General features: G+C 40.5%; 21 protein-coding genes. 11 read left to right on the top strand and 10 right to left on the bottom strand.

The features are described 5' to 3' along the window. The first annotated feature begins 107 nt into the window (after nucleotides 1-107). From CH352_RS16175 to mdoH, 3 genes are read left to right on the top strand one after another with little or no spacing between them, the layout of a single operon-like run. On the top strand, nucleotides 108-1,712 hold the full coding sequence (locus CH352_RS16175; protein WP_100707893.1) for an OpgD/OpgG family glucan biosynthesis protein: 1,605 nt from the start codon (nucleotides 108-110) through the stop codon (nucleotides 1,710-1,712). Nucleotides 1,713-1,728: 16 nt separating this feature from the next. Continuing rightward, nucleotides 1,729-2,109: a hypothetical protein gene (locus CH352_RS16170; protein ID WP_243396425.1), complete on the top strand. Its 381-nt coding sequence runs from the start codon at nucleotides 1,729-1,731 to the stop codon at nucleotides 2,107-2,109. Next, the gene (mdoH, locus tag CH352_RS16165; RefSeq protein WP_100707891.1) at nucleotides 2,106-4,280 is read left to right on the top strand and encodes a glucans biosynthesis glucosyltransferase MdoH; all 2,175 of its coding nucleotides are present in this window, start codon (nucleotides 2,106-2,108) and stop codon (nucleotides 4,278-4,280) included. The genes CH352_RS16170 and mdoH overlap by 4 nt, the downstream gene beginning before the upstream one ends. Nucleotides 4,281-4,283: 3 nt before the next feature. Here mdoH and cfa read toward each other — a convergent pair whose 3' ends face one another. Further along, the gene (gene cfa / locus CH352_RS16160) at nucleotides 4,284-5,402 is read right to left on the bottom strand and encodes a cyclopropane fatty acyl phospholipid synthase (protein ID WP_100707890.1); all 1,119 of its coding nucleotides are present in this window, start codon (nucleotides 5,400-5,402) and stop codon (nucleotides 4,284-4,286) included. 133 nt (nucleotides 5,403-5,535) lie between these two features. Continuing rightward, nucleotides 5,536-6,651, bottom strand: coding sequence for a glycosyltransferase family protein (locus CH352_RS16155; protein ID WP_100707889.1), 1,116 nt, complete (start codon nucleotides 6,649-6,651; stop codon nucleotides 5,536-5,538). A gap of 289 nt (nucleotides 6,652-6,940) precedes the next feature. Here CH352_RS16155 and CH352_RS16150 point away from each other — a divergent pair, with 289 nt between their 5' ends. Then, the gene (locus CH352_RS16150) at nucleotides 6,941-7,978 is read left to right on the top strand and encodes a transposase (protein ID WP_243396424.1); all 1,038 of its coding nucleotides are present in this window, start codon (nucleotides 6,941-6,943) and stop codon (nucleotides 7,976-7,978) included. On the opposite strand, the gene CH352_RS16145 is transcribed toward CH352_RS16150, so the two are convergent. The 6 genes from CH352_RS16145 to CH352_RS16115 form a co-directional block, all read right to left on the bottom strand. Continuing rightward, nucleotides 7,934-8,746: a TrmH family RNA methyltransferase gene (locus CH352_RS16145; protein WP_100707888.1), complete on the bottom strand. Its 813-nt coding sequence runs from the start codon at nucleotides 8,744-8,746 to the stop codon at nucleotides 7,934-7,936. The genes CH352_RS16150 and CH352_RS16145 overlap by 45 nt on opposite strands. Next, nucleotides 8,743-9,621, bottom strand: coding sequence for a class I SAM-dependent methyltransferase (locus tag CH352_RS16140; RefSeq protein WP_100707976.1), 879 nt, complete (start codon nucleotides 9,619-9,621; stop codon nucleotides 8,743-8,745). The genes CH352_RS16145 and CH352_RS16140 overlap by 4 nt, the downstream gene beginning before the upstream one ends. Beyond that, entirely contained in the window at nucleotides 9,618-10,877 is a 1,260-nt protein-coding gene (locus tag CH352_RS16135) for a class I SAM-dependent rRNA methyltransferase (RefSeq protein ID WP_100707887.1), read from the bottom strand. The genes CH352_RS16140 and CH352_RS16135 overlap by 4 nt, the downstream gene beginning before the upstream one ends. Nucleotides 10,878-11,480: 603 nt before the next feature. Beyond that, nucleotides 11,481-12,071: a hypothetical protein gene (locus CH352_RS16125; protein ID WP_100707885.1), complete on the bottom strand. Its 591-nt coding sequence runs from the start codon at nucleotides 12,069-12,071 to the stop codon at nucleotides 11,481-11,483. A 199-nt stretch (nucleotides 12,072-12,270) separates the two neighbouring features. Then, nucleotides 12,271-13,557, bottom strand: coding sequence for a citrate synthase (locus CH352_RS16120; protein ID WP_100707884.1), 1,287 nt, complete (start codon nucleotides 13,555-13,557; stop codon nucleotides 12,271-12,273). Nucleotides 13,558-13,710: 153 nt separating this feature from the next. Next, entirely contained in the window at nucleotides 13,711-15,966 is a 2,256-nt protein-coding gene (locus CH352_RS16115; protein ID WP_100707883.1) for a lytic transglycosylase domain-containing protein, read from the bottom strand. Nucleotides 15,967-16,006: 40 nt separating this feature from the next. Here CH352_RS16115 and CH352_RS16110 point away from each other — a divergent pair, with 40 nt between their 5' ends. Further along, nucleotides 16,007-17,287, top strand: coding sequence for a hypothetical protein (locus CH352_RS16110; RefSeq protein WP_100707882.1), 1,281 nt, complete (start codon nucleotides 16,007-16,009; stop codon nucleotides 17,285-17,287). On the opposite strand, the gene CH352_RS16105 is transcribed toward CH352_RS16110, so the two are convergent. Then, entirely contained in the window at nucleotides 17,284-18,651 is a 1,368-nt protein-coding gene (locus CH352_RS16105) for an SBBP repeat-containing protein (RefSeq protein WP_100707881.1), read from the bottom strand. The two genes, CH352_RS16110 and CH352_RS16105, sit on opposite strands and share 4 nt — an antisense overlap. 283 nt (nucleotides 18,652-18,934) lie before the next feature. Here CH352_RS16105 and CH352_RS16100 point away from each other — a divergent pair, with 283 nt between their 5' ends. From CH352_RS16100 to CH352_RS16080, 5 genes are all read left to right on the top strand, one after another. Beyond that, a complete protein-coding gene (locus tag CH352_RS16100; RefSeq protein WP_100707880.1) occupies nucleotides 18,935-19,705 on the top strand; it encodes a hypothetical protein in 771 nt (256 codons plus the stop codon). A gap of 50 nt (nucleotides 19,706-19,755) precedes the next feature. Further along, nucleotides 19,756-20,217 carry a GNAT family N-acetyltransferase gene (locus tag CH352_RS16095; RefSeq protein WP_100707879.1) on the top strand — a complete coding sequence of 154 codons (462 nt, stop codon included), beginning with the start codon at nucleotides 19,756-19,758 and terminating at the stop codon, nucleotides 20,215-20,217. A gap of 104 nt (nucleotides 20,218-20,321) precedes the next feature. Then, on the top strand, nucleotides 20,322-20,765 hold the full coding sequence (locus tag CH352_RS16090) for a bactofilin family protein (RefSeq protein WP_008592184.1): 444 nt from the start codon (nucleotides 20,322-20,324) through the stop codon (nucleotides 20,763-20,765). Nucleotides 20,766-20,841: 76 nt separating this feature from the next. Continuing rightward, on the top strand, nucleotides 20,842-21,756 hold the full coding sequence (locus CH352_RS16085; protein WP_423789721.1) for a PdxA family dehydrogenase: 915 nt from the start codon (nucleotides 20,842-20,844) through the stop codon (nucleotides 21,754-21,756). Continuing rightward, complete coding sequence (locus CH352_RS16080) at nucleotides 21,756-22,220, top strand: hypothetical protein (RefSeq protein WP_100707877.1); 465 nt, start codon at nucleotides 21,756-21,758, stop codon at nucleotides 22,218-22,220. Before CH352_RS16085 ends, CH352_RS16080 begins: the two co-directional genes overlap by 1 nt. Before the next feature lie 2 nt (nucleotides 22,221-22,222). Here the strand turns inward: CH352_RS16080 and CH352_RS16075 are convergent, their stop codons facing one another. Beyond that, complete coding sequence (locus CH352_RS16075; RefSeq protein ID WP_100707876.1) at nucleotides 22,223-22,894, bottom strand: ArsR/SmtB family transcription factor; 672 nt, start codon at nucleotides 22,892-22,894, stop codon at nucleotides 22,223-22,225. Nucleotides 22,895-22,966: 72 nt separating this feature from the next. Here CH352_RS16075 and CH352_RS16070 point away from each other — a divergent pair, with 72 nt between their 5' ends. Continuing rightward, nucleotides 22,967-23,542 carry a class I SAM-dependent methyltransferase gene (locus CH352_RS16070; protein ID WP_100707875.1) on the top strand — a complete coding sequence of 192 codons (576 nt, stop codon included), beginning with the start codon at nucleotides 22,967-22,969 and terminating at the stop codon, nucleotides 23,540-23,542. The last annotated feature ends 3 nt before the right edge of the window (nucleotides 23,543-23,545 follow it).

The raw sequence follows: 23,545 nt of genomic DNA, 5'->3' as shown, positions 1-23,545 counted from the left end.
GGTTGCGGTGAGTTCGATGTGAATTCGGACTTAAAAGACCTTGCCCTCTCTGTGTACGGATGATAGACTGGTTTAAGCATTCGTCTTGCTGAAAGGAAAGATACGAATTGTTACGTTTGCATATAATTCTGGCGTTTGTCGCAACAGCCTTGCTCTTTGCCGTCGCAGATAGGCAGCAAAGGCGGGACAGAGAAGAACCTGATTTCTCTTCTTCTCCATTACTAAGTGTGATGGAGGGAGAAATTTCCGACCACAACACTCATCCTACATTCAAGTTCTCATTTTCGGATCTTAAGGGAAGAGCTAGAGCATTATCTAAACAACGTTACATTCCACCGAAACATTCCACTACGGACTTTTTGAAAGGTTTACCTTGGAACCAGTACAAGAATATTTTTTTTCGTCCTGAAAAATCGGTTTGGAAGAAGGAAGGAAATCCTTTCCAGCTACAGTTCTTACATCCGGGACATTTATATAATACGAATGTAAGAGTGTTCGAAGTAAGAGGCGACTTTGCAAGAGAGATTCCTTACGATCCTTCTTCCTTTGATCTATCTAAACTAAAAGGAGTGGGAGAGCTTCCGCCTAACTTAGGTTATTCTGGATTTAAGATCCATTTTCCGATCAATACGCAAGAGCATACTGACGAGTTTGCGGTTTTCCAAGGCGCAAGTTATTATAGGATCATTTCTAAAAAACAATGGTATGGTCTTTCTGCCAGAGGGATCGCAGTAAACACAGGTCTGCCTTATCCGGAAGACTTTCCTTCCTTTCGGGAATTTTACGTAGTTAAGCCGGACAAGACCGACTCTACGATCACAGTTTACGCTCTTCTGGATGGAAGAACTGCAGCAGGCGCGTATGAGTTCCAGATTACTCCTGGAAAAGTTTCCGCTGTAAAAGTAAATGCTGAGGTAATTCTTAGAACCAAGGTAGACCGTCTCGGGATCGCTCCTTTGACCAGTATGTATTGGTATAGCGAGACAAGGGGAATTCCAAAGGGACAGGCTTATCCTGAATCCCATGATTCGGATGGATTATTGATCCATTCCGGAAAAGGAGAATGGATCTGGAGGCCGCTCGATAATCCGAAGCGTAGCACAACGTATTCTTTCTCTGATGAAAATCCGAGAGGATTCGGTCTTATCCAAAGAGATAGAGAATTCCAAAATTACCAACATAGCGAAATGAAATATCAACTCAGGCCAAGCGCATGGGTGGAGCCTGAAATTCCTTTTGGAAAAGGATCTGTTCATCTTTTGGAAAATCCGACAATCCAAGATTCGGACGATAATATGGGAGCTTACTGGATGCCTGATCCTCTTCCACAGCCTGGGACTCCATTCGATTTTTCTTATACAGTTCGTTGGCCGGATACTGATCCTCTTCCTGACTCCATGGCAAGAGTGGTCGCTACTCGGATCGGAGACGCACAAGGAGATCCTGATCTGAAAATGTTCTATGTGGATTTCAAAAGTTCTAATTTAAGTTCCTTGGATCCATTCGCATATATTCAGGCAAGAATTGATACGGGAGAAAATGCGGAATTATCCGAATATTCCGTTCAAAAGATAGAAGAGACCGGAGTATGGAGATTAACCTTCGGAGTGTATCCTAAAAATAAATTTAAGGCTTCCGACCTAAAAGCAGCATTGAGCAGAAACCAAGAAATCATTTCTGAAACCTGGAATTTCGTACTTGAGCCGAACTAGGAAAAATCAAGAAGACTTGAAAAGCCCAAGTCTTTTAGGAAATCTTCATCTTTCAAAAGAATGGGAGCGTCTGGAACTTTACTTAAGAGGAATGGGGATAGAAGATAGTTTAGAGATCTATCATATTCTTTCCAAAGTTTTCGAAAAGTCCAAATCTTCGGATAAAAATATATTCGAAATTTTTAAAGAAGAAACCTCCGTAAAATTGCATCGGGACTGGGAGAGTAGTCTTCCTCCCTTAGAGCCCGGTTCCATGGTTCCTAGACCGATCGATTTTGGACCGCTCGCAGATCTTGCTTCTCCTTCTGCAGAAAAACCGGAACCCGTTGCATTGGTCCTAACTGCATTGTTCTGGGCAGCAATTTACATTTCTTTGGCTTTCTGGTATTTTTCATGAATGTAGAAACTTTTCCGACAAGTATACCGGAGCCGGAAGGTATTCTAAAAGAAGCATTCGATTCTAGGAAATTTACGTATAGAAGATTGGGATTCGTTGGAGTTTTAGGACTTCTATCCTTATTCGGTATTTATTTAGAATATCGTTTTCTTCTAATAAACGGTATCTCTCCATTGGAATGGGCGACCTTGTTGCTCTTCTGCTTTTTATTTCCTCTATTGGCGTTCGGGGCCACTACTGCGATTTTCGGAACGATCCAAAGAATTAGGGGAGGAGATCCTACACGTATCTCAGGATTGATTGCAAGACAAACTGCAAGCCCGATGGAACTCCCACCAACCGCTGTAGTCATTCCGATCCATTGCGAAGATGTGGCTCGTGTCACTGCAGGTTTAGAATCCATGATGAAGTCCGCTGCTTCGATTGGCCTGAGGGAAAACCTAGACTTCTTCTTATTATCCGATACCACAGATCCGGATATTTGGCTCCAAGAGGAGAAAGCATTTTCCAAACTTTCCAGGAAACCTGAAACAAAGGGGAGGGTATATTACAGAAAGAGAAGGATTAACCTAAACAAAAAGTCGGGGAATATCGCGGACTTTTGTAGAAGATGGGGAAGACGTTATAGATACATGATCGTATTGGACGCAGACAGTTTAGTAACCGGCGATTGTATGCTGAACTTGATCCGTCTCATGGAAGCGGTGCCTAACGCAGGTATTATACAAACCGTTCCTAAGATCATCCGAGGTAAAAGTTTATTCCAAAGATTGGCGCAATTCGGGACCTGGCTGGGCAATCCTATATTTGGTGCAGGCTCTTATTATTGGCAGGTGTTTTCCGGTCCTTTCTGGGGTCACAATGCAATCGTAAGATTAAAACCTTTTATGGAACATTGTGGACTTCCTGGTTTGCCAGGAGAAGGAGCCATAGGAGGAAAGATCCTCTCTCATGATACTGTAGAAGCTGCATTAATTAGAAAAGCTGGATATACTGTTTGGTTTGCTTACGATCTGGAAGGTTCTTATGAGGAATGTCCTCCTAATCTTCTGGAGAGTCTGAAAAGAGATAATCGCTGGTGTCAGGGAAACTTGCAACATTTCTGGTTTTTATTCGTAGGTGGACTAAGGATTTCCAGTAGGATCCATATTTTGTTAGGGATTTTGTCTTACGCGAGTTCTCTTCTTTGGGCGTTATTACTTGTTGCGACTAGTTTTACGGTCATGGCGGATACTGATTATTACCGTTTGGCCTCTATTCCGGAAGAATGGGCCCAATTTCAGGAAAGTATGTATCTTCCTGTGTTTTATGGATTACAGATTTATACTATTCTAATATTGTTCATGCCTCGGATACTTTCCTTTTTGGACGGTTTATTCTTTCGTAGAAAGGAAAGTGGGATCGGATTTTTCTCCTTTATTATTTCCTTTTTGGTAGAGTTTATCCAATCGGTGATCTTGGCCCCTGCTTATATGGTCCAATACACCAGATTCCTTTGGATGACTTTCTGGAATAGAAAGATAGAGTGGGGACCTCAAAATAGGGACTCTTCTCAGGGGATTGATAGAATGGCAGCTGCTCGCGCCTTACTTCCTCAAGCATTTTATGGTACAGGAATTTCTATCTGGCTATTCGTATATTATCCTGTACTTTTTTACTGGTTATTACCGATAACAGGCGGTTGGCTTCTTTCTTATTTTTGGGGAGTATGGACTTCTTCTTCTAAACAAGGAGAACTTTGGAAAAAGAGAGGATTCCTTTTAACCCCGGAAGAAACCAAGACGAATACTCTTTTGTCGGATACTGAAAATTTGGAAAAAGAATATTCTGAGTTCTTACAAGGAATGGAATCCGGCAGAGGGATTTTTCTTTCTGTTGTAGATCCTCTTCTATTTCGTTTTCATACGTCTCGTTTGAGGAGCAGAAAAAAAGAATCAGATGCACGTAAAAGATATATGGATGTTCTTGTTTCTAATTGGAAAGAATCCGGTCCTGACTCTTTGAATTCCAAGGAGATGAATCGTCTACTTTGGGACAAACGGACTTTGAACGATCTTCATTTCTGGTTTTGGGAAACGGATCTTTCTAAAATTCACCCTTGGTGGAAGGAAAGATTTTTAGAATACCAAACCAGGATCCGAAAAGAACAGATCGTCTCCTGGTTTAAGTAGCGCTTATCTCACTGCCTGATAGATCTCCTCTCTATCTCCTTTCGAAAATACAAACTGCCAAAGCTGGATCTTTCTGGAACGAAACGCTCCCGCACAGCTTAAAAGATAAAATTCCCACATACGTCTGAATCTTTCTCCGTATTTTTTCTGGATCTGATCCCATCCTTCCTCGAAATTATTATACCAAGCCATGAGTGTTTTATCATAGTCAGGACCGAAGTTATGAAGATCTTCCAATACGAATAGATTCTCGCTCGCCTTTGTGATCTGAGCCGCAGAAGGAAGATGAGAATTTGGAAAGATATACTTTTCGATCCATCTATCCGTAACCTTATTAGAATCGTTAGAGCCTATTGTATGAAGTAAGAATAATCCCTTCTCTTTGAGAGATTTATATACTATTTCCATATAGGTTCTGTAGTTTTTATAACCCACATGTTCCATTTGGCCAACGGAAAGAATAGAATCGAAATTGCCCTTTACATCTCGATAGTCCATCAATTCGTATTTTACTTTTAAATTTTTGGATCTTTCTTCCGCGAGCGCTAGTTGTTCTTTGGAAACGCTGATCCCGAATACTTCTGCACCGTATTCTTTGGCTGCATGTCTGGCTAAGCCTCCCCAACCGCATCCTATATCCAAGACCTTCATTCCCGGTTGGAGGTCCAACTTTTTGCAAATCAGGTCCATTTTGTTTTCCTGAGCTTCATCTAAAGAATTTGCATTCTTCCAATATGCACAAGAATAGACCATTTCCTTGTCTAACATTAGTTCGAATAGATCGTTCCCAAGATCGTAATGTCTTTCTCCGATTACGAACGCTCTTCTTTTAGATTGGCGGTTTAATATTACGGATTCTATATATAGAAATAGATTTCCCCAAGTTTTGGTGGCTTTTTCAATTCCTTTATCCAATAATCTTCTGACTGTTTCGTCAAATCTTCCGCATTCGAACCATCCATTCATATAAGCTTCCCCAAGACCAAGAGAGCCATTGCTGAATATTTTTTCGAAAAGTCTATCATCCTTTACTTGGATGTCCCAATCTGCATTTCCTCCGAAGCTGACTCCTGCCTTTGCAAATAATTCTTCTACCTTACCGCGGACTTTTTCTTTCCACATGATGCCCTCCCTAAGCAATCGAAGTCGCCGATTAAAATACTCGATTTTTGAAAGGAAGAAAAGTAAAAAAGATTAAAGTAGAAGTTAGACTACATTCTATTTTACCAAACGCTTGTTAGTCGAATGATGTAACTTATTTGATAATTTCTAAGATTGAATCTTGGATCTCTTGGATTGTATCCTTTTGAAATCTTGGATCGGAAGAAACGTTAGATGATATTGCGGATTTGGAGGCTTCTTCCCAATGGAAAGAAAATAGGTCATTATGCGATATATACGACGATTTATACTGAGATTGTAGCGTTTCTACCAAATATTTATATTCCGGGAAGTTACCTCTATCCGTATAAAGTATAGGAGTCCCTGCAAAGTAAGACTCACTTAAGATCCCATAACCGGGTTTGGTCAATACAAAGTCACTCGCCCTAAGTAGATCGGGATAATGGCAGTTTGGAATGGTAACTATCCCTAAATTGTTTTTTGCTTCAATCTTCCATTCTATCCCGCCGATCACAATTCTCCTTTTGGATGGATCCCATTTTTTCCAATCAAAATGAGAAGAGTCGATTCCGTAGGCTCCGAAAGAGAATAAATAGTAGTCGATACCATCTTCGAAGCCATAATATCTTCTAGCTTCTTCTTTAGTAAGGTTCGGTTTACGTCCCAATAGTCCGATTTTTTTGGTAGAACGGATCGAAGTGACCGGGCAAGAAAGCGGAAGAACAAGTCCAAGATCGCAGAGCGCATATTCTTGCTTTAATTCTTCGGAATATTTTTGGAATATTTCAGATTCATAATATGAGTAGATATAATCCCATGTGAAATTACCCAAGAATAGAGAAGGTATTTTTAAATCGGAAGAGATCAAAAAAGGAAAGGAAGAAGAATCAGACCAAATAAGATCCGGTCTTTCTTTTTTGATATACTCAGTTTCCGATTGTAATAGGGAGTCTTTATTCTTTTTAAATTCTAAAATTTCGGATTCAGTTGCATCCAAGTCTATTCCGAGAGAATCTTTTTGTACAATCCCGACATCCAATTTTGTTTTTTTGAATTGGATCCTAGATCTGGCCATTCCCCAAATGCCGGAAACATCTAAAGAGGATGCAAATTCTTCTCCCCTGGGGGAATGGATCGTTGCTGTCCATTCAGGATTTTTAATTAAAATTTGCAGGATGGCTTCTAAGCTGCGGCTAATATGCCCGAAGCCGTGGCCGCTAACGAATGCGGAAATATGGATCTTTTTCATTAACGATTTTGGCGATATAGTAGGACCAAAGCGCACAAATGCATTGCGTGGGCTTGTATCATCCTATAATTCCTTTCCAATCAATATAAAATACTACCAGGAGCGTACGGAGTATTTCTTAGATACCTTTTATCCAAAGTTCTGTCCTGAATGCAAGATTCAACTCAGAAAGCGAGTAGGGCTGAGAAGCTATCTAATCCGTTGCGAAAGTTGCCACCGCCAAGCTTCGCGACTCTCATATACACCACTGCACCAATTCAAACTACCGTTATGGACCTTTAGTTACGTATTGGAAGAAGCCTACCTTCGGAGCCCGAAGGTATTAACGTCAGCGGAAATCCAAAGGAAACTTGGGATCTCATACAAGGCAGCATTACTTCTCAAACGTAGGATCCAGTTATTCGCAGCAGACCAGAAGGAGAACTTCCGGGACCTAATCTTCCGGAATCTGGAATCCGAATTCCGGGAGTTCCAGCTTCCAGAATCGATTCCGGAAACAAACCGTCTCACAACGGATCCGCTGGGAAAGAAGCGCAGAATAGCGCGGAACGTTCCGGACAAAAAAGAGGCGATGAAACGGGCTATTCAAGACAAGCCGATCGTCAACGCCGATACGCTGGTATTATTCTCCGCATCCCAAAGAGCGAATAAGGGCCGTAAACGGCACAAACACGGTGGTTCTACCGCTTCCATCTATATGAACGACAAACTGGGAGGCCGACAGATCGGTACGATGGTTCACACGATCGTGACCAGTAAGGGAGCACTCATACTCGATTCGGTTCCGGACCAGAAGATGGATACGCTGGGGCCGTTATTCTTACGAAACATCCCCATCACGGCACCCGTATTTACCGACAGCGCATATACCTGGCTCGGAACAGCATACCGGAATCACAGAATGGTAAACCATTCGGCCCGTTCGAAGGATAGTCGTTACAGATGGGCAAGGAATCGGTGGAGCAAGGACGGGATCCACGCCCAATACGCAGAAGGAAACCACCGAGCAATCAAGCAGGCGTTCTCCCAATACGGATACATCCAGCCGAAGTATTCCCAGCTCTACCTGGACGAGTATTGTTTCTTTAAAAATTTGAAGGCTTTCGGGATGGACCGGCTAATCGAAACAAACCGGGAACGTAATGGGATTGAAGTCGTGCCAACTCAGGTGTGGGAGGATGGGGTATCCTTGCTTCCAGACCAAAAAGGGAGAACTTCTCAGTCAGCTGCGCTCGGCCGTTCTTCCGCTTTTGAGCTGAAAGCGAGGATACCAACCGATGTGCTAATTGTCAATCTGAGATTTTTGGCGAAGCACTTCGTACATTAAAATCCCGGCTGACATAGCCAGATTTAAACTATCTGCCACACCTTTCATGGGAAGAGAAATATATTGGTCACTTTGGGATCTAGCGTATTCGCTTAGTCCGTACTGTTCGCTTCCGAAAACAAGTGCAACTTTTCCTTTCAGATTTGCATCCCAATATATAGATTTTGCTTCCGGAGTAACTGCGAATGTTTTATATCCTGCATTTTGAAGGATAGGATACAATTCTTTAATATCGGATTGGAAAACATCTAATGTAAACAGTGTACCTGTAGAGGAACGTATAACGTTTGGATTGAATAGATCAAGTCTCGGATCTGCAACGAATACTTTATGAAATCCTGCGCCTTCTGCAGTTCTTAAGATAGTTCCTAAGTTTCCGGGTTTTTCTACACCTTCGATCACAAGCACTGGATCTGCTAAAAGTTTTGTTTTGGAGGATAAGGAGAAGTCCGGCAATTCAGCAGTTGCGATAAGGCCGTCCGGTCTATCTCTATAGGAAATCTTTTCGAAAATTTGTTTTGAAACGATGATCGTTTTTGCATCTATAGTAGATACAAGGTCTTCTTCATTTTCTCCCAAATAACAATCGGGGCATGTGAGTAAGTATTCGAATTTAACTTTGCCGGAAACTTGCGCTCTTTGGAGTTCTCTGAAACCTTCAATGAAGAATGTGCCTGACTTTTCTCTGTTCTTTTTCTCTTTTAATCCGGAGATATACTTCAGTTTTTCATTCGAAAAACTGCTGATTTCCAAAATGTTCTTCTTCAAAGTTTTACTCTATTCGAATAAAATACACAGTTGGAACCCGCAGGATGTAATCTTCCTGTGGATTCCGAAATGGAAAGTTCTTCCGTAAGATAATTCCCGGGAGTTTTAATCCTTCCTTCCAAAATTCTTCTAAGTGCGAGGGGGCTAAACCCTGTAGAATGACAGGTCAAGAATACGAACTCAGGTTTATTATTACAGAGTTGCATAAGTAGATCCATCATCTCCGGCAGATCTTTTTCTATTTTGAAAACTTCGCCGCTGGCTCCTCTTCCGAAAGTGGGTGGATCTAATATAAAGCCTATGTATTTTTTTTCCCTTCTAATCTCTCTATTCAGGAATTTTAATACGTCTTCAATGATCCATCGCACTTTTTTATCTGCGAGCCCTGAAACTTGCGCATTTTCTCTGGCCCATTCTACCATTCCTTTGGAGGAATCCAAGTGGCAAGCGTCCAATCCTCCGGCTAATACGGATAATGTGGAAAGTCCTGAATAAGCGAATAAATTTAAAACTTCTCCCTGTCCTGCAAGTTGAGAGGAAACATTTCGGATCCGGTCCCAATTACTTAATTGTTCTGGGAAGATCCCAAGATGACCGAAAGGAGTAAAACGTATCTTAACTGTCAAAGGTGGAATTTGAATTAGGAACTCGTCTTCCGAATCAGGTCTGGAACCGCTTGAACCTCTCCAACTCCAATTTCCCCCGCCTTTATCACTTCTATGATATTCTCCGTCGGCGTCCTTCCAGAGAGAAGGTTGAGTAGGTGGCCATGCTGCGACTGGAGAAGGGCGGATCACTTTATAAGGACCCACTTGCTCTAACTTCTTGAAATTTCCGGAATCGATGAGTTGGTAAGTATTTTTATTCGTGCTCATAAGTTCTGATCCAAGGGCATACATTTTTTATAGATATGCACCTTGAAGTATTTCCCCTCCGGAAATTCCTTACGTGTAGGATGATCCGGTTCCGGTCTTAATTTGAAAAGATCCTTGTACTTCCATCCTTTGTTTGCCAAGGTTTCTCGGCCAATCTTTTCGAATTCGGACTCCAGGATTCTTCCGGAGCAAGAGAGTAAGATTAGGTCTCCTCCAGGTTCCAAATGAAAGAGTGCCTTTGCAATTAGACTACGATATGCTTTTTTACCAGCGGGAATAGCGGCTTGGTTTGGAGTCAGATTGGGCGGATCCAAAACGATAAGTGAAAATTTTTTGTCTTCTAAAAATCCCCAGTCTTGGAATAGATCTGCTCGGGCTAGATGATGTTTTCCTTTCGTGAGGATCGTGTTCTTCTTCTCAAAATTTAAGATTTCATTCTCTGGCAAAATATGAGACGCAAATTCTTCGAGTGCTTCTTTAGCTCCGTCAGCGGAGAAGACAGAGTTTGCGCCAGCTTCTTCTAAACATATTGAAGTAAGTCCAGTGTGGGAGAATAAGTGAAGGCAATCTCTGTCCTTAGCTAATTCCGGTTTTTCTAATATATATTGCCGCAAATTTCGAACATCTAGAAAGAATCCACCTTTCTGTCCGGGGATCTTAGTTTTCCATTGAACCTGGTTCAGGAAAATTTTTTCCTCATACGGGATATCTTTTTTGCCCCTCAGAAAACGGATTGGTAAAGATTTTTCTGAGCCTATACGTTGTGGAGAAATCCATACGATCTGTTTCGGAATTGGTTCCTCTGTTTTGGAAGCTACAGAATAAAGATATCGAACTGCTAATCTGGAAAATACTCTTAATGATTTGGAATAGGTCTGGACTACCCAGGTAGATCCGTATCGATCCACTGTGACTCCAGGGACCAGGTCATTCTCACCATGTAAAAGTCTGTAAGCGTTTGTTCTTGCTCTAAGAGGTTTTCTGAGTTCTAACGCCTTCTCTATTGTTTGTTGTAATTGAGGAAGTGAGAATTCATTTCCTCTTTGGATGATACGTATTCCGATTGGACCAGAAGAAGAATAGATCCCAAATCCTAATGTTTCGTTCGAGCCGGAGACAAGCCTCATCCAATCTCCGTCTTGGAATGCGGAGATTGCGGTGGATAATTTTCCGTTTAAGATCCAAGGATGTCCTGAATTCAGAACCGATTCAGTTGTTTTGTTTAATTGGTAGCGGCGAAAAGGCTTGGCTCTCAGTTCATTTACTCGTAGGGAATTTTAGGGACCAGTCCTGATTGAAAAATGTCCTCCGTAATCCATGTTAGCGGGCCGCTTCGATGTAAACCGGAATATTTGGTAAATAGAGTTGGGAATAGGAGTAATTGTCCGAACAGTTTATTACTTCCGGATCCAGAAAAACTTCGAAGCTCTTTTCCGTTTTTATCAAAAAGGATCGCTGTATATTCATAATTCTCTTTATCCCAAAAAGGGAGCACGGTAAGAGTAAATATTGAAATAACAGTTATAGTTTTGCTAAAAGTATCTGCTGCCGGTTCCGCATTTAGTTTTACTAACACTGTATATTCGAATCTTTCGTCTTTAGAAGGGAGCTCGTTAAGGAAGAAATTATAATCCGAGAGGCAACGACAGGAAGCGATTGAATTTGAATACCTTTGCAAGACATGAGATCGGTTGACTGGCTCCATGTCTAACGGGGGTAGTTGTGCCTGGACGATAAAAGTAACGGGCCTCATTAATTCTCGTAAGTTTTTTGGCATAGGGACAGAGTCTTGATCTCGGGTGGACCAGGTAATACAAGAGGAGAAAAAGAAGAAGATTGAAAAAAGATATTTAAAGTTCTTATTCATGGTATTTGATCAGGGTTCGATTTTTAATTTTCTGAACATCAATGTTTTGTATTGATGATTGTAAACTTTTGGCACAATAAGCTTTATCCGATTCTATATATCGATTTTCTATATCGCCGTATTTGTTGAAATTTAAAGTACCTAGATAGACTATATCACCGTCATTTAACTGGAATGCTCTTTTGGTAAAAACTTTCGGCAAATAATAAGAGCAAGACTGAACTCTTCCGCGGTCCGTGCAAGAATGCTCCGAATAAAAAATAAACCTATATTCAGCGGTATTTCCGAAAAGAAGCACGCATTCATCGATAAAGGTTCGTTTAGTTTTGTTGTCAGTTTTTGGTTCTAGATCAATGGTATCAGGGTTAGCAAAATTAGGAAGCACTCCTTCGTTTACTGCTAAGCCAAGTGATGGAGTTCGTGACGATCCGCCTAAAGTTGCTGATTTAAAACGAAAAAAGGCGATTCCATGATTCTGGACGTTTTGCGCCTTCAAAAGTGAGTTCTGTTCTTGTATTTTAACTTGTCGAATATTCGGAGTACACTGAGAGAATGTTGCAAGTATCGATACAAATAACGCCAATGAATACTTATTTCTTTTAGAATGCTTCATAAGTTTATAATGAAGCGAGAATGGGCGATGGGAATAATCTGTAAATATAAAAATGTCAACTAACGTGTAGATATCGGATATTTAGAGTCTTCTCTGGCTGAAATAGAAAAATAGGCAGATCGCAAACTAATTGTTTTGATCCGCCTATTAGTCTACAAATATCGTTTATTTACTTTTTCTTAGCGCTATCGTAAGCAGTGTCAGTTGCTCCGGTATAGATCTGACGAGGTCTACCGATTTTCATATCAGGAGATTCAATCATTTCTTTCCATTGAGCGATCCAACCAGGAAGACGTCCCATTGCAAACATTACAGTAAACATGTTCACAGGGATTCCAAGCGCACGGTAGATAATACCACTATAGAAGTCTACGTTCGGATAAAGTTTTCTTTCAACGAAGTAAGAATCTTTAAGAGCAGCTTCTTCTAATTCTTTAGCGATATCTAATAGAGGATCGTTCACTCCCAATCTGGAAAGAACTGCATCACATGCTTTTTTGATGATCTTAGCGCGCGGGTCGAAGTTTTTGTAAACCCTATGTCCGAATCCGGAAAGACGGAATGCATCATTCTTATCTTTTGCTTTTTCTACGATCTTTTTCACAGGAAGACCGGAAGCTTTGATCTCCAAAAGCATTTCTAATACTTCTTGGTTGGCTCCTCCATGACGAGGTCCCCAAAGTGCGCAGATACCTGCAGAGATCGCTCCATACAAGTTCGCAAGAGAAGAACCGACTAAACGAACTGTAGAAGTAGAACAGTTTTGTTCGTGGTCCGCGTGAAGTATTAATAGAAGGTTCAGAGCTTTTACGATCTCAGGATCGATATAATATTCTTCACTCGGAACGGAGAACATCATATTCAAGAAGTTACTGCAATAATCCAAGTGATTCATTGGGTGAACTGTAGGTTGGCCCAATGATTTTTTATAAGCGAAGGATGCGATTGTAGGGAACTTCGCTAAAAGGCGGACCATAGAGATATGTCTATGATCGGGATTTTCTGGATCGTAAGAATCTTGGTAATAAGTAGAAAGTGAACCGATCATTGTGGACATGATCGCCATTGGGTGACCATCTTTAGGGAATCCATTATAAAGACGTTTTAGATCTTCATGGATCAAAGTGTGCATCGTTAGTTCTTTGTCCCATTCTTGTAATTCCTTGTCGGAAGGAAGATGGCCATAGATCAAAAGATAAGCAACTTCGGTGAAGCTTGATTTTTCAGCTAATTGTTCGATCGGGATCCCACGGTATCTTAAGATTCCCAACTCTCCATCCAGGAATGTAACTGCGCTAGTGCAGGCTCCGGTGTTTAAATAACCGTTATCTAATGTAATGTATCCTGTTTGTTGTCTGAGTTTGGAGATGTCTATGGCCTTTTCGTTTTCTGTTCCCGTAATGATGGGTAGTTCATATTCTTTACCGTCGATTTTTAAGATTGCGGTGTTTGCCATTTTTTACTCCTGCTAAATGAATGATATCGGACGAACCGGCATAAGGTAGACCTAAGGACAGAAAAGTGAAATTGAAAACTAAGGTCCTGCTTAGAACTATCTTATGGATCTGAAATTCTAGACAATCCAAAAAAAAGAATCCGTCTTGTCTGCTCAGCGGTTTTTGTACTGCCTTAAACTTTGGTAATTATAATAGTTCGACGTTACGATCCTGCAATAATCACGGGGCTCTTTTAAGGGAAGTTCTTCCAAAAAGTGATTAAAATCTCCTTGATAATGATTTCGTTTCCATTTTCTGAGATTTCCCGGACCTCCGTTATAAGCGATAGAGGCCCATTTCAAATCGTTTTCATTGGAAGAAAGAAGGTATTTTAGGAATTTTGCACCCATTTGGATAGAAATTTCCGGATCAAAAAGAGAATAAGGACCTAGTCCCAAACCTTGGGCCAGGCCTTTTCCCGTAGGTCCCATAATCTGCATGAGACCTCTCGCGTTCGAAGAAGATACGGCATTCTCCTTAAAAAAGGACTCCTGTCTCATCACGGCGTACACGATATCTTCTTCGATCCCGAAAGATTGGGAATAATGAGAAACTATATCCCTATGAGGTCTAGGGTAGATCCTGGAAGCAAGTTTGGAGGGAAGAAGGATCACATCATCAGGGATCCTTCTTCTTTTCATTAGATTTCTTGTATGGAAGACTGTCAGATATTGGTTACCTGTAACTTCTCCTAATGCTGCAAAAATTTCATCTTTTTCTTCTTCGGATGTTCCGGTTTGTAAAACGAATTTGTCTACCAGAGTGGCTGCATGTGCCATCTCCCCGATTTCCAAGTATTCTTTAGCATTTTGTAATAGAGTATTTCCTCTGACCTTACTATGAGCGGAGTCTAATCGAACATCCAAGGAGAATGAGTCGGGAAAATAGGCGAATTCCAGATCTCTTCCCAGGATCTTGTCTGCGTATTTCGGATCTCCGGAAGTTAAAGAAAGATATTCGAATAATGTATCCTTATTTCTAAGAGGATTTTCCGGTTTTTGTACGGATGAGATCTCAGTCGCAAATTCTTCTCGGATCACTCTTGTATAATAAGAACCGGGAATGAATTTATAATAAGATCTTAACCAAGAAAGAAGTTCGTCCTGTTTTCCTTTGGATTTTAAACTTCTCAAATACCAATACACCAATCTACCTTTAACAGGAAGGTTGGGGATCCGTTTTAAAGCCTCTTTCCAATAAGATTCTTCCAGAAAATGAGAATGATCTCCGATCAAAAGATCGATCAGCTCATCTTGCCTGATCAGATTATAAGGATTTTTTTCGAGAGAAGAAAGTAGACCGTTGAAATATTTATCTCTTTCTCCTAAACGTTTATAAGCCCTAGCATATGCATATTCCACGGATTCGGAAGAAGAAAGATTCGTTTTTTCTAATAGATCTAAGCCCGATTTAGCTAGGTTTTGATTGGAAAGTTCCACAGACATGGCCGCAGTAAATTCAGGGAAATATTCTGCATAACTTTTGTGTCTAGAAAAAAGGGAAGAAAGCCTTTCCGGATAATATTGGACTAAGCCTCTCGCGGCGGCCTTCCAACTTTCAGGTCTTTCAAAAACAATTGAACTGAAATATTGATGAGAAGAAATAAAAGATTTCTTGTCGCCTGCATCTAAGAAAGGAAGAAATAAGACTCCTTTCTCTAAGGGGATTTGTTTGTAAAAGGATTCTCCCTTCCAGGTCCTTAAATCTGTATAAATATCCTTTTTAACGTAAGAAGGAACATTCGGGTCTTCTGCGAGAGCGTATAAAAGATTTTCCCCTTTCTGGGCTTCTCCAAATTTATATAATGCCTTAGCATACCTATAGTAAGCCATTGCACCGAAATATTCTTTTTTATCCTTTTCGGAAAAACTTTCAGCGTAATCTTTTGCCTCTTTAAATTCTCCGTTTTCGTAATGAATTCGAAGAATTTCTCCTATCACATTTTTATAAACAGGATCGTACTCAGGAGGTAGTTTTTTAAGATAAGAGATAAGTTCGGAAGAAGATAGACTTTTTCTTTTTACCATTTCCTCATACAGTTTCCAAAAACTCATTCTGGTGACTGCATTCATAGGAGGGAGAGGATTTTTGATCAGACCAAGAAGTTCTTCCTTAGTCACTCCTACCACAAGCCTTCCTTTTAAAAGGGACACAAGATATCTGAATTTATTTCCGTGGTCGCCGTCAGGATGGGTCTCGTGGAAACGGACGAGTGCATATACCTCGGATTCTTTAGAAGGGGATCTTTCCCTAAAAATCCTACGGATTTTTTCTAAACTATAGGATTTGACCAAGTATTTTAGGTCGTCGTCCGCAAAAAGACTGCCGACAACTAGAAACGGGAGTAGCCCCAGAATCGTTTTTTTCATGCGATTCTTCTCACTTAATCTGCCTTAAAAAGGGTTCTTTATGCAAATATCGGTATCAAATACAGAATGGCCAGAAATAACTTTAAGGCATCCGGACTTCGAAGGTAAAAAACAGGACAGAAAACCAGACACGGAAGTCATTCGGCTCAAAACTAAAATTTTAGATCATTATAGCGGAAGTATTCTCACCCATCTGAGACCTTCACATTGTTTCCGAGCGGATCTATTTGGAAGATTTGTATTCCATTCTCCTCGTATAGATTGGATCAGAGAAGATGGGATCACGGAAAGAGAGGAAAAACTTCTCCGCTTGTTCTTCCAAGAATTGCTGGATGAGCTAAAGGGAAATCTAGTTTGGGATCCCGAGTTATTCTTTTTGTGTTCTGCGTTTTTACTATGTGAAGATAGGATTAGAGACTACCAGGAATTGGTATATTCTTTTGGAGAAGATCTGAAAGAAGCAAAAGAAGGAAGAAGATTATTATACTTCATAGATGCGATCTCCGGATCTGAGAGTTTTTTGAAAGAAGGTTTGGAGAGAAGGGAAAGAATAGCCTATCAGCACAAACAACAAGGATTGAACCAAGAAGAACAGAATGAATTGTTCGATTTGGTAATTTCTTCTCAAGAGCCCGATCTGGCAGGACTTGCTTACTTCTATTTCAAGGATAAGAAAGAAGGGATCAGGAACATTAAAGTTCTGGATGCAAGCATCGCGAGAAGGATAGAAGAATTTTCCAGAACGGAAGCAGACTTCTTCTTGGAGCAATATTCACTCAGACATCCTATTCTAGATAGATTCTTTTTAGTCAAAAAATGCAAACCGAGAGACTTCTTATCCGAATGGATCTCGGAAGAAAAAAAGAAAAACGGAAGAGAAGAATTAAAAGAGACTCTACATGATTCAATCCAAGAAGGAAGTGATGATTCATTATTTGAACGTTATAAGATCCTAAAAGAACAAGGGATGTCCTACACGCTCAGACCGTTCGAACTTTTGGTGCTTTGGAATTCTACCTTAGCAGGAGAACTCGATTCAGAAATGATCGCTGTCCGATCTCAAACTCCTGGTTCCTATTTGACCCAAAGAGCAATTTCAGTCCAAGAATTCAAAGACAAAAAGTTCGAGGCATTCAGGGAGAGATTAGCGTTTACGGGAAGATTCCAATATTCTCCTGAAATGGTTTATCTAAAAGCAATCTCCCTTTTAGAGACCGGACCAGTGGAGGATGGAGTCCAACTCATGGAGTCCTTGGTCCACAAGTTTCCACAGTCCGATTTTTTAAGATTGGTTTTGGACAGGTATAAGAGTAAGAGTTAAAACCCCGAGGTGAATCCACCCTTTACTCCTGGAGAAGGGGAATTCGAAATATTATATGAGTAATATGATGAACCCGTGCCAGAATAATGAACAGACGTAGCATTCCAATTTGTATTTGGGGTGCCCCAAAGACCTAATCCGACGTAAGTGCCATTCTGTTCGTAAAAAGCTCGGAAGGTAATTGAATATCCGTTAGTACTTTGATTATTAACGGTTCCGATGGCGGTTCCGTAGACCATTATTTGATTATTGGGAGCATAAGATAATGTAACGGCTTGCGTGCCTCCTCCAGATGATCCAATCACATGATACCATTGTTTGGTTCCAGAAGAATTAAATTTGTATATAAGAGAATTATTAGACCCTAAGTATTGATTGCCTTCCACATATCCAGTGCCGTTAAAATTTCCCCCAAAGTATACATTCCCAGTCGGGTCAAAGATGATCCCAGTGAACTTGTAACTATTAGGATTTACGCCAACTCCAACATAACGCACCCATTCTTGAGATAAACTAGCATTATATTTTGCTAAATAAGCAGTGGTCCCGTTTGCATATGGAGTTTGTCCCCCAAGTGAGCCATTGGTCTTACCTGCAAAGTAGATATTGCCGTTAGGATCGACTGAAACCATTTCACCGTATGTATATTTACCGCTCACACCTAAAAGAAGAGAAGAAATTAGAGTTCCATCAGTATCCAATTTTATGATGAATGCATCCCCGGTCCCACTTGGGTTTTGTCCGTTTACTGCAGAACTTGTAGAGCCGATCAAATAGATATTAGAAGAAGAATCTAAAGTAAGTTTTTGAGAAACGGCGGATGTGATGCTTGTTAATAATTTTGACCAAACTATATTCCCATCTTTATCTAATTTTGTTAGAAAATTGCAGGTTCCAGAATAGCATGTTTCTGCACCAATCGTAGCGGAACCAGAATACCCTAAAATATAAATATTTGCATTTGAATCAATTGCAGCGCTGCTTATTTCACCGTTACCCAATGTGTCCACAAAAGTTCGGACCCATTCTCTACAATCATTAATACTTGTGAATTTTAAGACGTACGGCGTTGCTCTATTTTGCGGGTTTGTTCCTCCTAAATTTTCTTCTGTATTTCCTGCTATGTAGATAGCTCCTTGAGAGTCTTGGAAGATGGCAGTAGTAAATGTATAATTTCTACCTATATTATCATAATTGTGCATGCACTCCGATTCGTGTAATTTTCCATCGTCCACATTTCCATTGTTTTCTGGTTGGGAGAGTAAGACGACAAGAGATAATAGATTTGTTCCTTGTGATGGTTCGCAAGAACTCATAAAAAAGAGTAATAAGAAACTGAGGGAATAAATTCTAAAAATTCTCATAAATACACTTAGTTTATTCAAAGATTTTAAAATTCGGACAAATTACTACTCATTTTAACAAAGTGGAATAACGTTTATAAGTTGGCTGATTTAAATTTCGTTTATCGAATCTATATCCAGCAAGGGATACGAATTTGATATTCTGTCTTGAAAAAGAAGGAGATCTCTGATCGAGTCTGAGGCCCTTGTTAATTATTGGAATTCCTACAATTTTGTCAAATCAGGGAGGGAGAATTTCCTTGCCTTAGAACTGTATTCCTTCTAAAATCTGCACTAAGACCCCATGGCCATCACCCAAGAGCAAATCCTAGAACTCCAACGTCATCAGAAGATGATCCAACAATTGGAGAAGATCATCAGACTTTCCAAAAACGATGAACAAAAGTATAGGGCCACCAGGGATCTTGAAAAATATCGAAATCGGATGAGGGAAATTTCTCCGGAGGGAATTCCGGATAACCTCGAAACTGCAGCAGAACAAATTCGTATGTTCCGAGAGAATCCGGACGCTGCCGGAAGGATATTGGCCAAGTATCCGATCATGAAAATTTCTCCAAACTCAAACGATACGGAAGTGAATCAGATCGGGACCTGGATCAACGTATTGGATCGAGAGTATCTTCCTATATTAAACGAAACTCATATTCGTTTCGACTTCTCTCATGGGAATGAGAAGGACGGAGTGGTCAAACATATGGAAAATATCCGCCGAAACATCAAGGTTTTGACGGAGACCGTAGAAGAATACCAAGCCGCCGAAAAACAGGATTTCAGAGAACAGCTGAGTCGGATGAAGAATAAACAAACCCGTATTTTTATCGCAGAAGCTTTTGAAATGTTCCAAAAGTTTAATGAATTTCTCTCCAAAGTTTTGGGTGAGTTCAAGGCAGGCGGGGGAGTGATCATGAACATAGAAGATCGGATCACTTTCAATCCTAGATTCGAGAAGGCGACCGAGCTAGAAGGCAAATCTATTCCGGAAGCCTTGGATGAATTCAGAGAATTCACCGCAGAAGTCTTAGACCGGATCAACGTCCCGAATATCAAACACTAAGATCTGAATTTTTCCGCTTTTGCGCGGAAGTGAATTCCTCAAAATTACTTATGACGTTTACAATCAGAAAACTTTCTTCAAATGAAACTCCTCCTATGGATCTGTTACTTCTCGCGGATCCGAATGAAAGAATTATACAGTCATACTGGGACAGAGCAAACTGCTATATACTTGAGTCTGAAAATTCGGAAATTTTAGGAGTTTATGTATGTTTGACGACTCGTCCTGGAACTTCCGAAATCATTAATGTAGCAGTGAAAGAAGGTGAGCAAGGCAAGGGACTGGGAAAGAAATTGGTGCTTCATGCGATTTCTCAGGCAAGAAAAGACGGTTTTCACACCCTAGAAATCGGGACAGGAAATGCGGGGATCGGCCAGTTGGGTTTGTACCAGAAATGTGGATTTAGAATTATTGGGATCGATTTCGATTTTTTTACCAAAAATTATCCGGAACCAATCTATGAGAATGGGATCCACTGTCGGGACATGATCCGACTGAGCCTGGATCTGTAAAAATAGCTTCCAGGTTAAAAAATTCCTTTTCGGAAGGGGCGGGTCCGGTTTATTAGTGTATAAACCGAAAACCTGCGGTCTTTCGCAAATAGGATTCAGAATTCATGGCACTTGTTAAGAACTCCTCCGAAGTTACAAACTCCACAATCGGCGAAAATTCCTACTTTAACGGAAAATTCTTCATCAATGGATCCTTAAAGATTGATGGAAAGTTCGAAGGAAAATCTCTTCAAGCGGAACAATTGTATATCGGTGCTTCCGGTAAGGTTCGCACAAATATCACAGCTGCTAGCGTTATCATCGAAGGTATCGTAATCGGAAATATCACCGCTCGTAACAGAGTAATGCTTCTTCCTACCTCCAGAATTTTGGGAGATATCCGCACTCCGGAATTGATCATCCAAAATGGAGTGGTTCTCGAAGGACGTTGTATCATTTCCAGCGACCTGAAACATTCCAACAAAGATCATATCGAATTGGAATACGCTAAGGACTCCTTAACCTTAGAAAGACTTTTCGGTAAACAAACAGCAGCTAAGGAAGCTTAATCTTCTCAGGTATAGTGTGATCCCTATCCTTATCACAGAGGGAGACCCTTGTGGGATCGGGCCGGAAATTCTTCAAATGTCTAGGGAGAGGTTAAACATCCTCTCCCAACAAAGACAAATTTTACTCATCAGTTCTAATTCTTCTCTTTCTTATCCTGGTTGGCAGGAAATCAAAGATCCATTTTCGATCCATTCTCCTGGGCTTTATCTTTGGAGAACATCTGCAATTACATCTTCTGAACAAAAATCTTTGCTGGTCGGTAAGCCCAGTGCGGCTTCCGGCAAGGCAGCGTTTGCAAGTTTAGAAGAAGCTGTCCGCATCCAAAAAAAAATCGGCGGTAACTTGATCACTCTTCCTTTAAGTAAAGAATGGGTGATCAAATCTGGAGTGAAAAAATTCATTGGTCATACGGAGTATCTTGCGGAAGTTTATAAGAAAAGAACCTATATGCTTATGGCCGGCAGAGAATTAAATGTTCTTCCTTTAACCACTCATGTTCCATTGAAGAAGGTACCTTCTTACTTAAAAAAAATCCATCTGTCCAGTTTCATTTCTGCTGTTCGTTCTGCTCCAATCTCAAAAGGAAAAATCGCTTTCTTAGGTTTAAACCCTCACGCAGGAGAAGGTGGAAAGGTCGGGGACGAAGAGAAAAAGATCCTGATGCCGATCATTTTAAAGATGAGAAAGGCTGGGTTAGATGTTACAGATCCACTTTCCGCTGATGGTGCGTTCAGCGAAACTTCCAGAGCAAAATATTCTTTGTTTTTGGCATGTTATCATGACCAGGGGCTCATCCCATTCAAGATGTGGGAGGGAAAATTTGGAGTGAATGTAACTTTGGGACTGGATTTTATCCGGGTTTCTCCGGATCATGGGACTGCTTTTGATATTGCAGGTCTCGGAAAAGCGGATCCGGAGAGTTTTCTGCAATGTTTAGAGTGGGTTTCCGGGCGGGTTTCTGCCGAAAATGATCTTAGGAGATCTCATTGATGTTTCTCGCCCAGTCAGGTTCCTTATTACAGCAGATCGTATTTCCCATCTTTTTGATTTGGTTCGTTGGTTTGACTTTGGTGCTGATCCGAAACGATATAGAGATCATTTGGAAGATCGCTACATTCTTCGTTTTTGTATTCTACTTCTTCCAGTTCTTTCCCGAACTAAAAGAAGCTTACGAAAGATTATCAAAATCTTATCCTTCCGAGATTTTAAGCTGGCTTTACGGAATACCAAGGGCGATTTACTTTTTCCTATTATTCCTTTGGCCGATCGCTGTGGTTCGCATGTATTATACTGCTTCTCCAGTTTTAGCAAATATGACTGCGAGGACTCTGGTGGCTGCTACTTTGGCCTACTGGATTTTCTTCTTGGTCTATCACCAGTTCACCGGGCAGATTGATAGTTTTCTTCAAAGCAAGTTTATTGAATGGATCACGATTGTTCCGACTGGGAAATAAACTTATTCCTTCTTGAATCGAATTCCTTTCTGTGCAAATTCCAAAGGCCCTTCCGGGATACGATAAGCATTGTATCCTTCTGTTCTTAAAATTTTGACAGCTTCTTCCGAGAGAACACAATATTTTCCTCTGCAATAAGCAAAGATCTTTTTACGTTTAGGAAGTTTGTCCAGTTTAGATTTGAGTTCTTTCAGCGGGATGGAGATAGAACCAGGCAAATGACCCGAATTGTATTCATTTTCGGGCCTTACGTCTATTAATACAATATCCTTAGACAAAACTCGCTTTAGAAAATCTTTATATTCCAATTCTTCCACTTCCTGTTCAGAGTTGAAGAAGGAATTCATCTCTATTTGGATCTCCGCATTGAATTCTTTTCCAGCAGAAGAGATTGTATCGAAAATCTGGATGCCAACATCCTCTATTTGATAAAAAATATTTCTACCTTCTCTTCTGTCTCGGACCAATCTGGCTTCCTTTAAAATTTGTAAATGGTGAGATGTGGAAGCGACGCTCATTCCTATTTCTTTAGATAGAATATCCACATTCTTCTCTGCTTGGACCAAAAGATCCAGGAGTTCTATCCTTTTAGGATCGGAAATTGCCTTTCCGTACTTTGCTAAACTTGAGTACACGAAGTTTTTAAATTCTCTGCCTGTTTTTTGGGATCTCATAATTGCTCAAATATTCAAATATATATTTGAATATTTGATTGACCCATGGTCAAGTCGATTTTGGATTATAATATGAAAGTAAGAGATAGCGGGATGCCTGAAGCTGATTATTGGGATTCCCTTTTTGATCTTCCTTTGGTTCTGGAAAGAATGGACCTTTTGGAAACCAAGGGGCGGATTGTAGAATTCGGATCAGGTTACGGGACATTTACTCTTCCTTTAGCGGAAAAAAATCAAAGTGAAATTATTGCGTTCGAAATTGAAAAAGATCTAGTTTTAGATCTAGAGAAGAAGGCTCTCTCCTTGGGTTTGGATCATGTTCATCCAATCCAAAAAGATATTATAGAAGAAGGTACTTCTTTCCCGGAAAGTTTCGTAGATTATGTGATGATCTTTAACTTATTACATCATGAAGATCCTACCTCTATTTTAAAAGAAGCGTTTCGGATCTTAAAACCTAGAGGGATTGCTGGGCTTATGCACTGGAATTACGATCCGAATACTCCTCGCGGACCTAAAATGGAAATCCGTCCTAAGCCGGAATATATATATCAGAAAGCGATCGAGTCAGGGTTTAAGATCGGATCTGAAAAGCCGATTGATCTGCCTCCTTATCATTATGGATTCATCGCTAAAAAACCAATGTAGCGG

The sequence above is a fragment of the Leptospira hartskeerlii genome (assembly GCF_002811475.1).
GTDB lineage: Bacteria > Spirochaetota > Leptospiria > Leptospirales > Leptospiraceae > Leptospira_B > Leptospira_B hartskeerlii.
The sequence above is the reverse complement of the archived record's forward strand: the minus strand, read 5'-3'. Positions and strand labels throughout refer to the sequence as shown.

Bases quoted from the DNA above. Each gene is read 5' to 3' on its own strand.
- mdoH (WP_100707891.1), top strand. From the start codon at position 2,106: ATGAATGTAGAAACTTTTCCGACAAGTATACCGGAGCCGGAAGGTATT.
- cfa (WP_100707890.1), bottom strand. From the start codon at position 5,402: ATGTGGAAAGAAAAAGTCCGCGGTAAGGTAGAAGAATTATTTGCAAAG.
- CH352_RS16155 (WP_100707889.1), bottom strand. From the start codon at position 6,651: ATGAAAAAGATCCATATTTCCGCATTCGTTAGCGGCCACGGCTTCGGG.
- CH352_RS16140 (WP_100707976.1), bottom strand. From the start codon at position 9,621: ATGAGCACGAATAAAAATACTTACCAACTCATCGATTCCGGAAATTTC.
- CH352_RS16120 (WP_100707884.1), bottom strand. From the start codon at position 13,557: ATGGCAAACACCGCAATCTTAAAAATCGACGGTAAAGAATATGAACTA.
- CH352_RS16115 (WP_100707883.1), bottom strand. From the start codon at position 15,966: ATGAAAAAAACGATTCTGGGGCTACTCCCGTTTCTAGTTGTCGGCAGT.
- CH352_RS16110 (WP_100707882.1), top strand. From the start codon at position 16,007: ATGCAAATATCGGTATCAAATACAGAATGGCCAGAAATAACTTTAAGG.
- CH352_RS16105 (WP_100707881.1), bottom strand. From the start codon at position 18,651: ATGAGAATTTTTAGAATTTATTCCCTCAGTTTCTTATTACTCTTTTTT.
- CH352_RS16100 (WP_100707880.1), top strand. From the start codon at position 18,935: ATGGCCATCACCCAAGAGCAAATCCTAGAACTCCAACGTCATCAGAAG.
- CH352_RS16095 (WP_100707879.1), top strand. From the start codon at position 19,756: ATGACGTTTACAATCAGAAAACTTTCTTCAAATGAAACTCCTCCTATG.
- CH352_RS16090 (WP_008592184.1), top strand. From the start codon at position 20,322: ATGGCACTTGTTAAGAACTCCTCCGAAGTTACAAACTCCACAATCGGC.
- CH352_RS16085 (WP_423789721.1), top strand. From the start codon at position 20,842: ATGTCTAGGGAGAGGTTAAACATCCTCTCCCAACAAAGACAAATTTTA.
- CH352_RS16080 (WP_100707877.1), top strand. From the start codon at position 21,756: ATGTTTCTCGCCCAGTCAGGTTCCTTATTACAGCAGATCGTATTTCCC.
- CH352_RS16075 (WP_100707876.1), bottom strand. From the start codon at position 22,894: ATGAGATCCCAAAAAACAGGCAGAGAATTTAAAAACTTCGTGTACTCA.
- CH352_RS16070 (WP_100707875.1), top strand. From the start codon at position 22,967: ATGAAAGTAAGAGATAGCGGGATGCCTGAAGCTGATTATTGGGATTCC.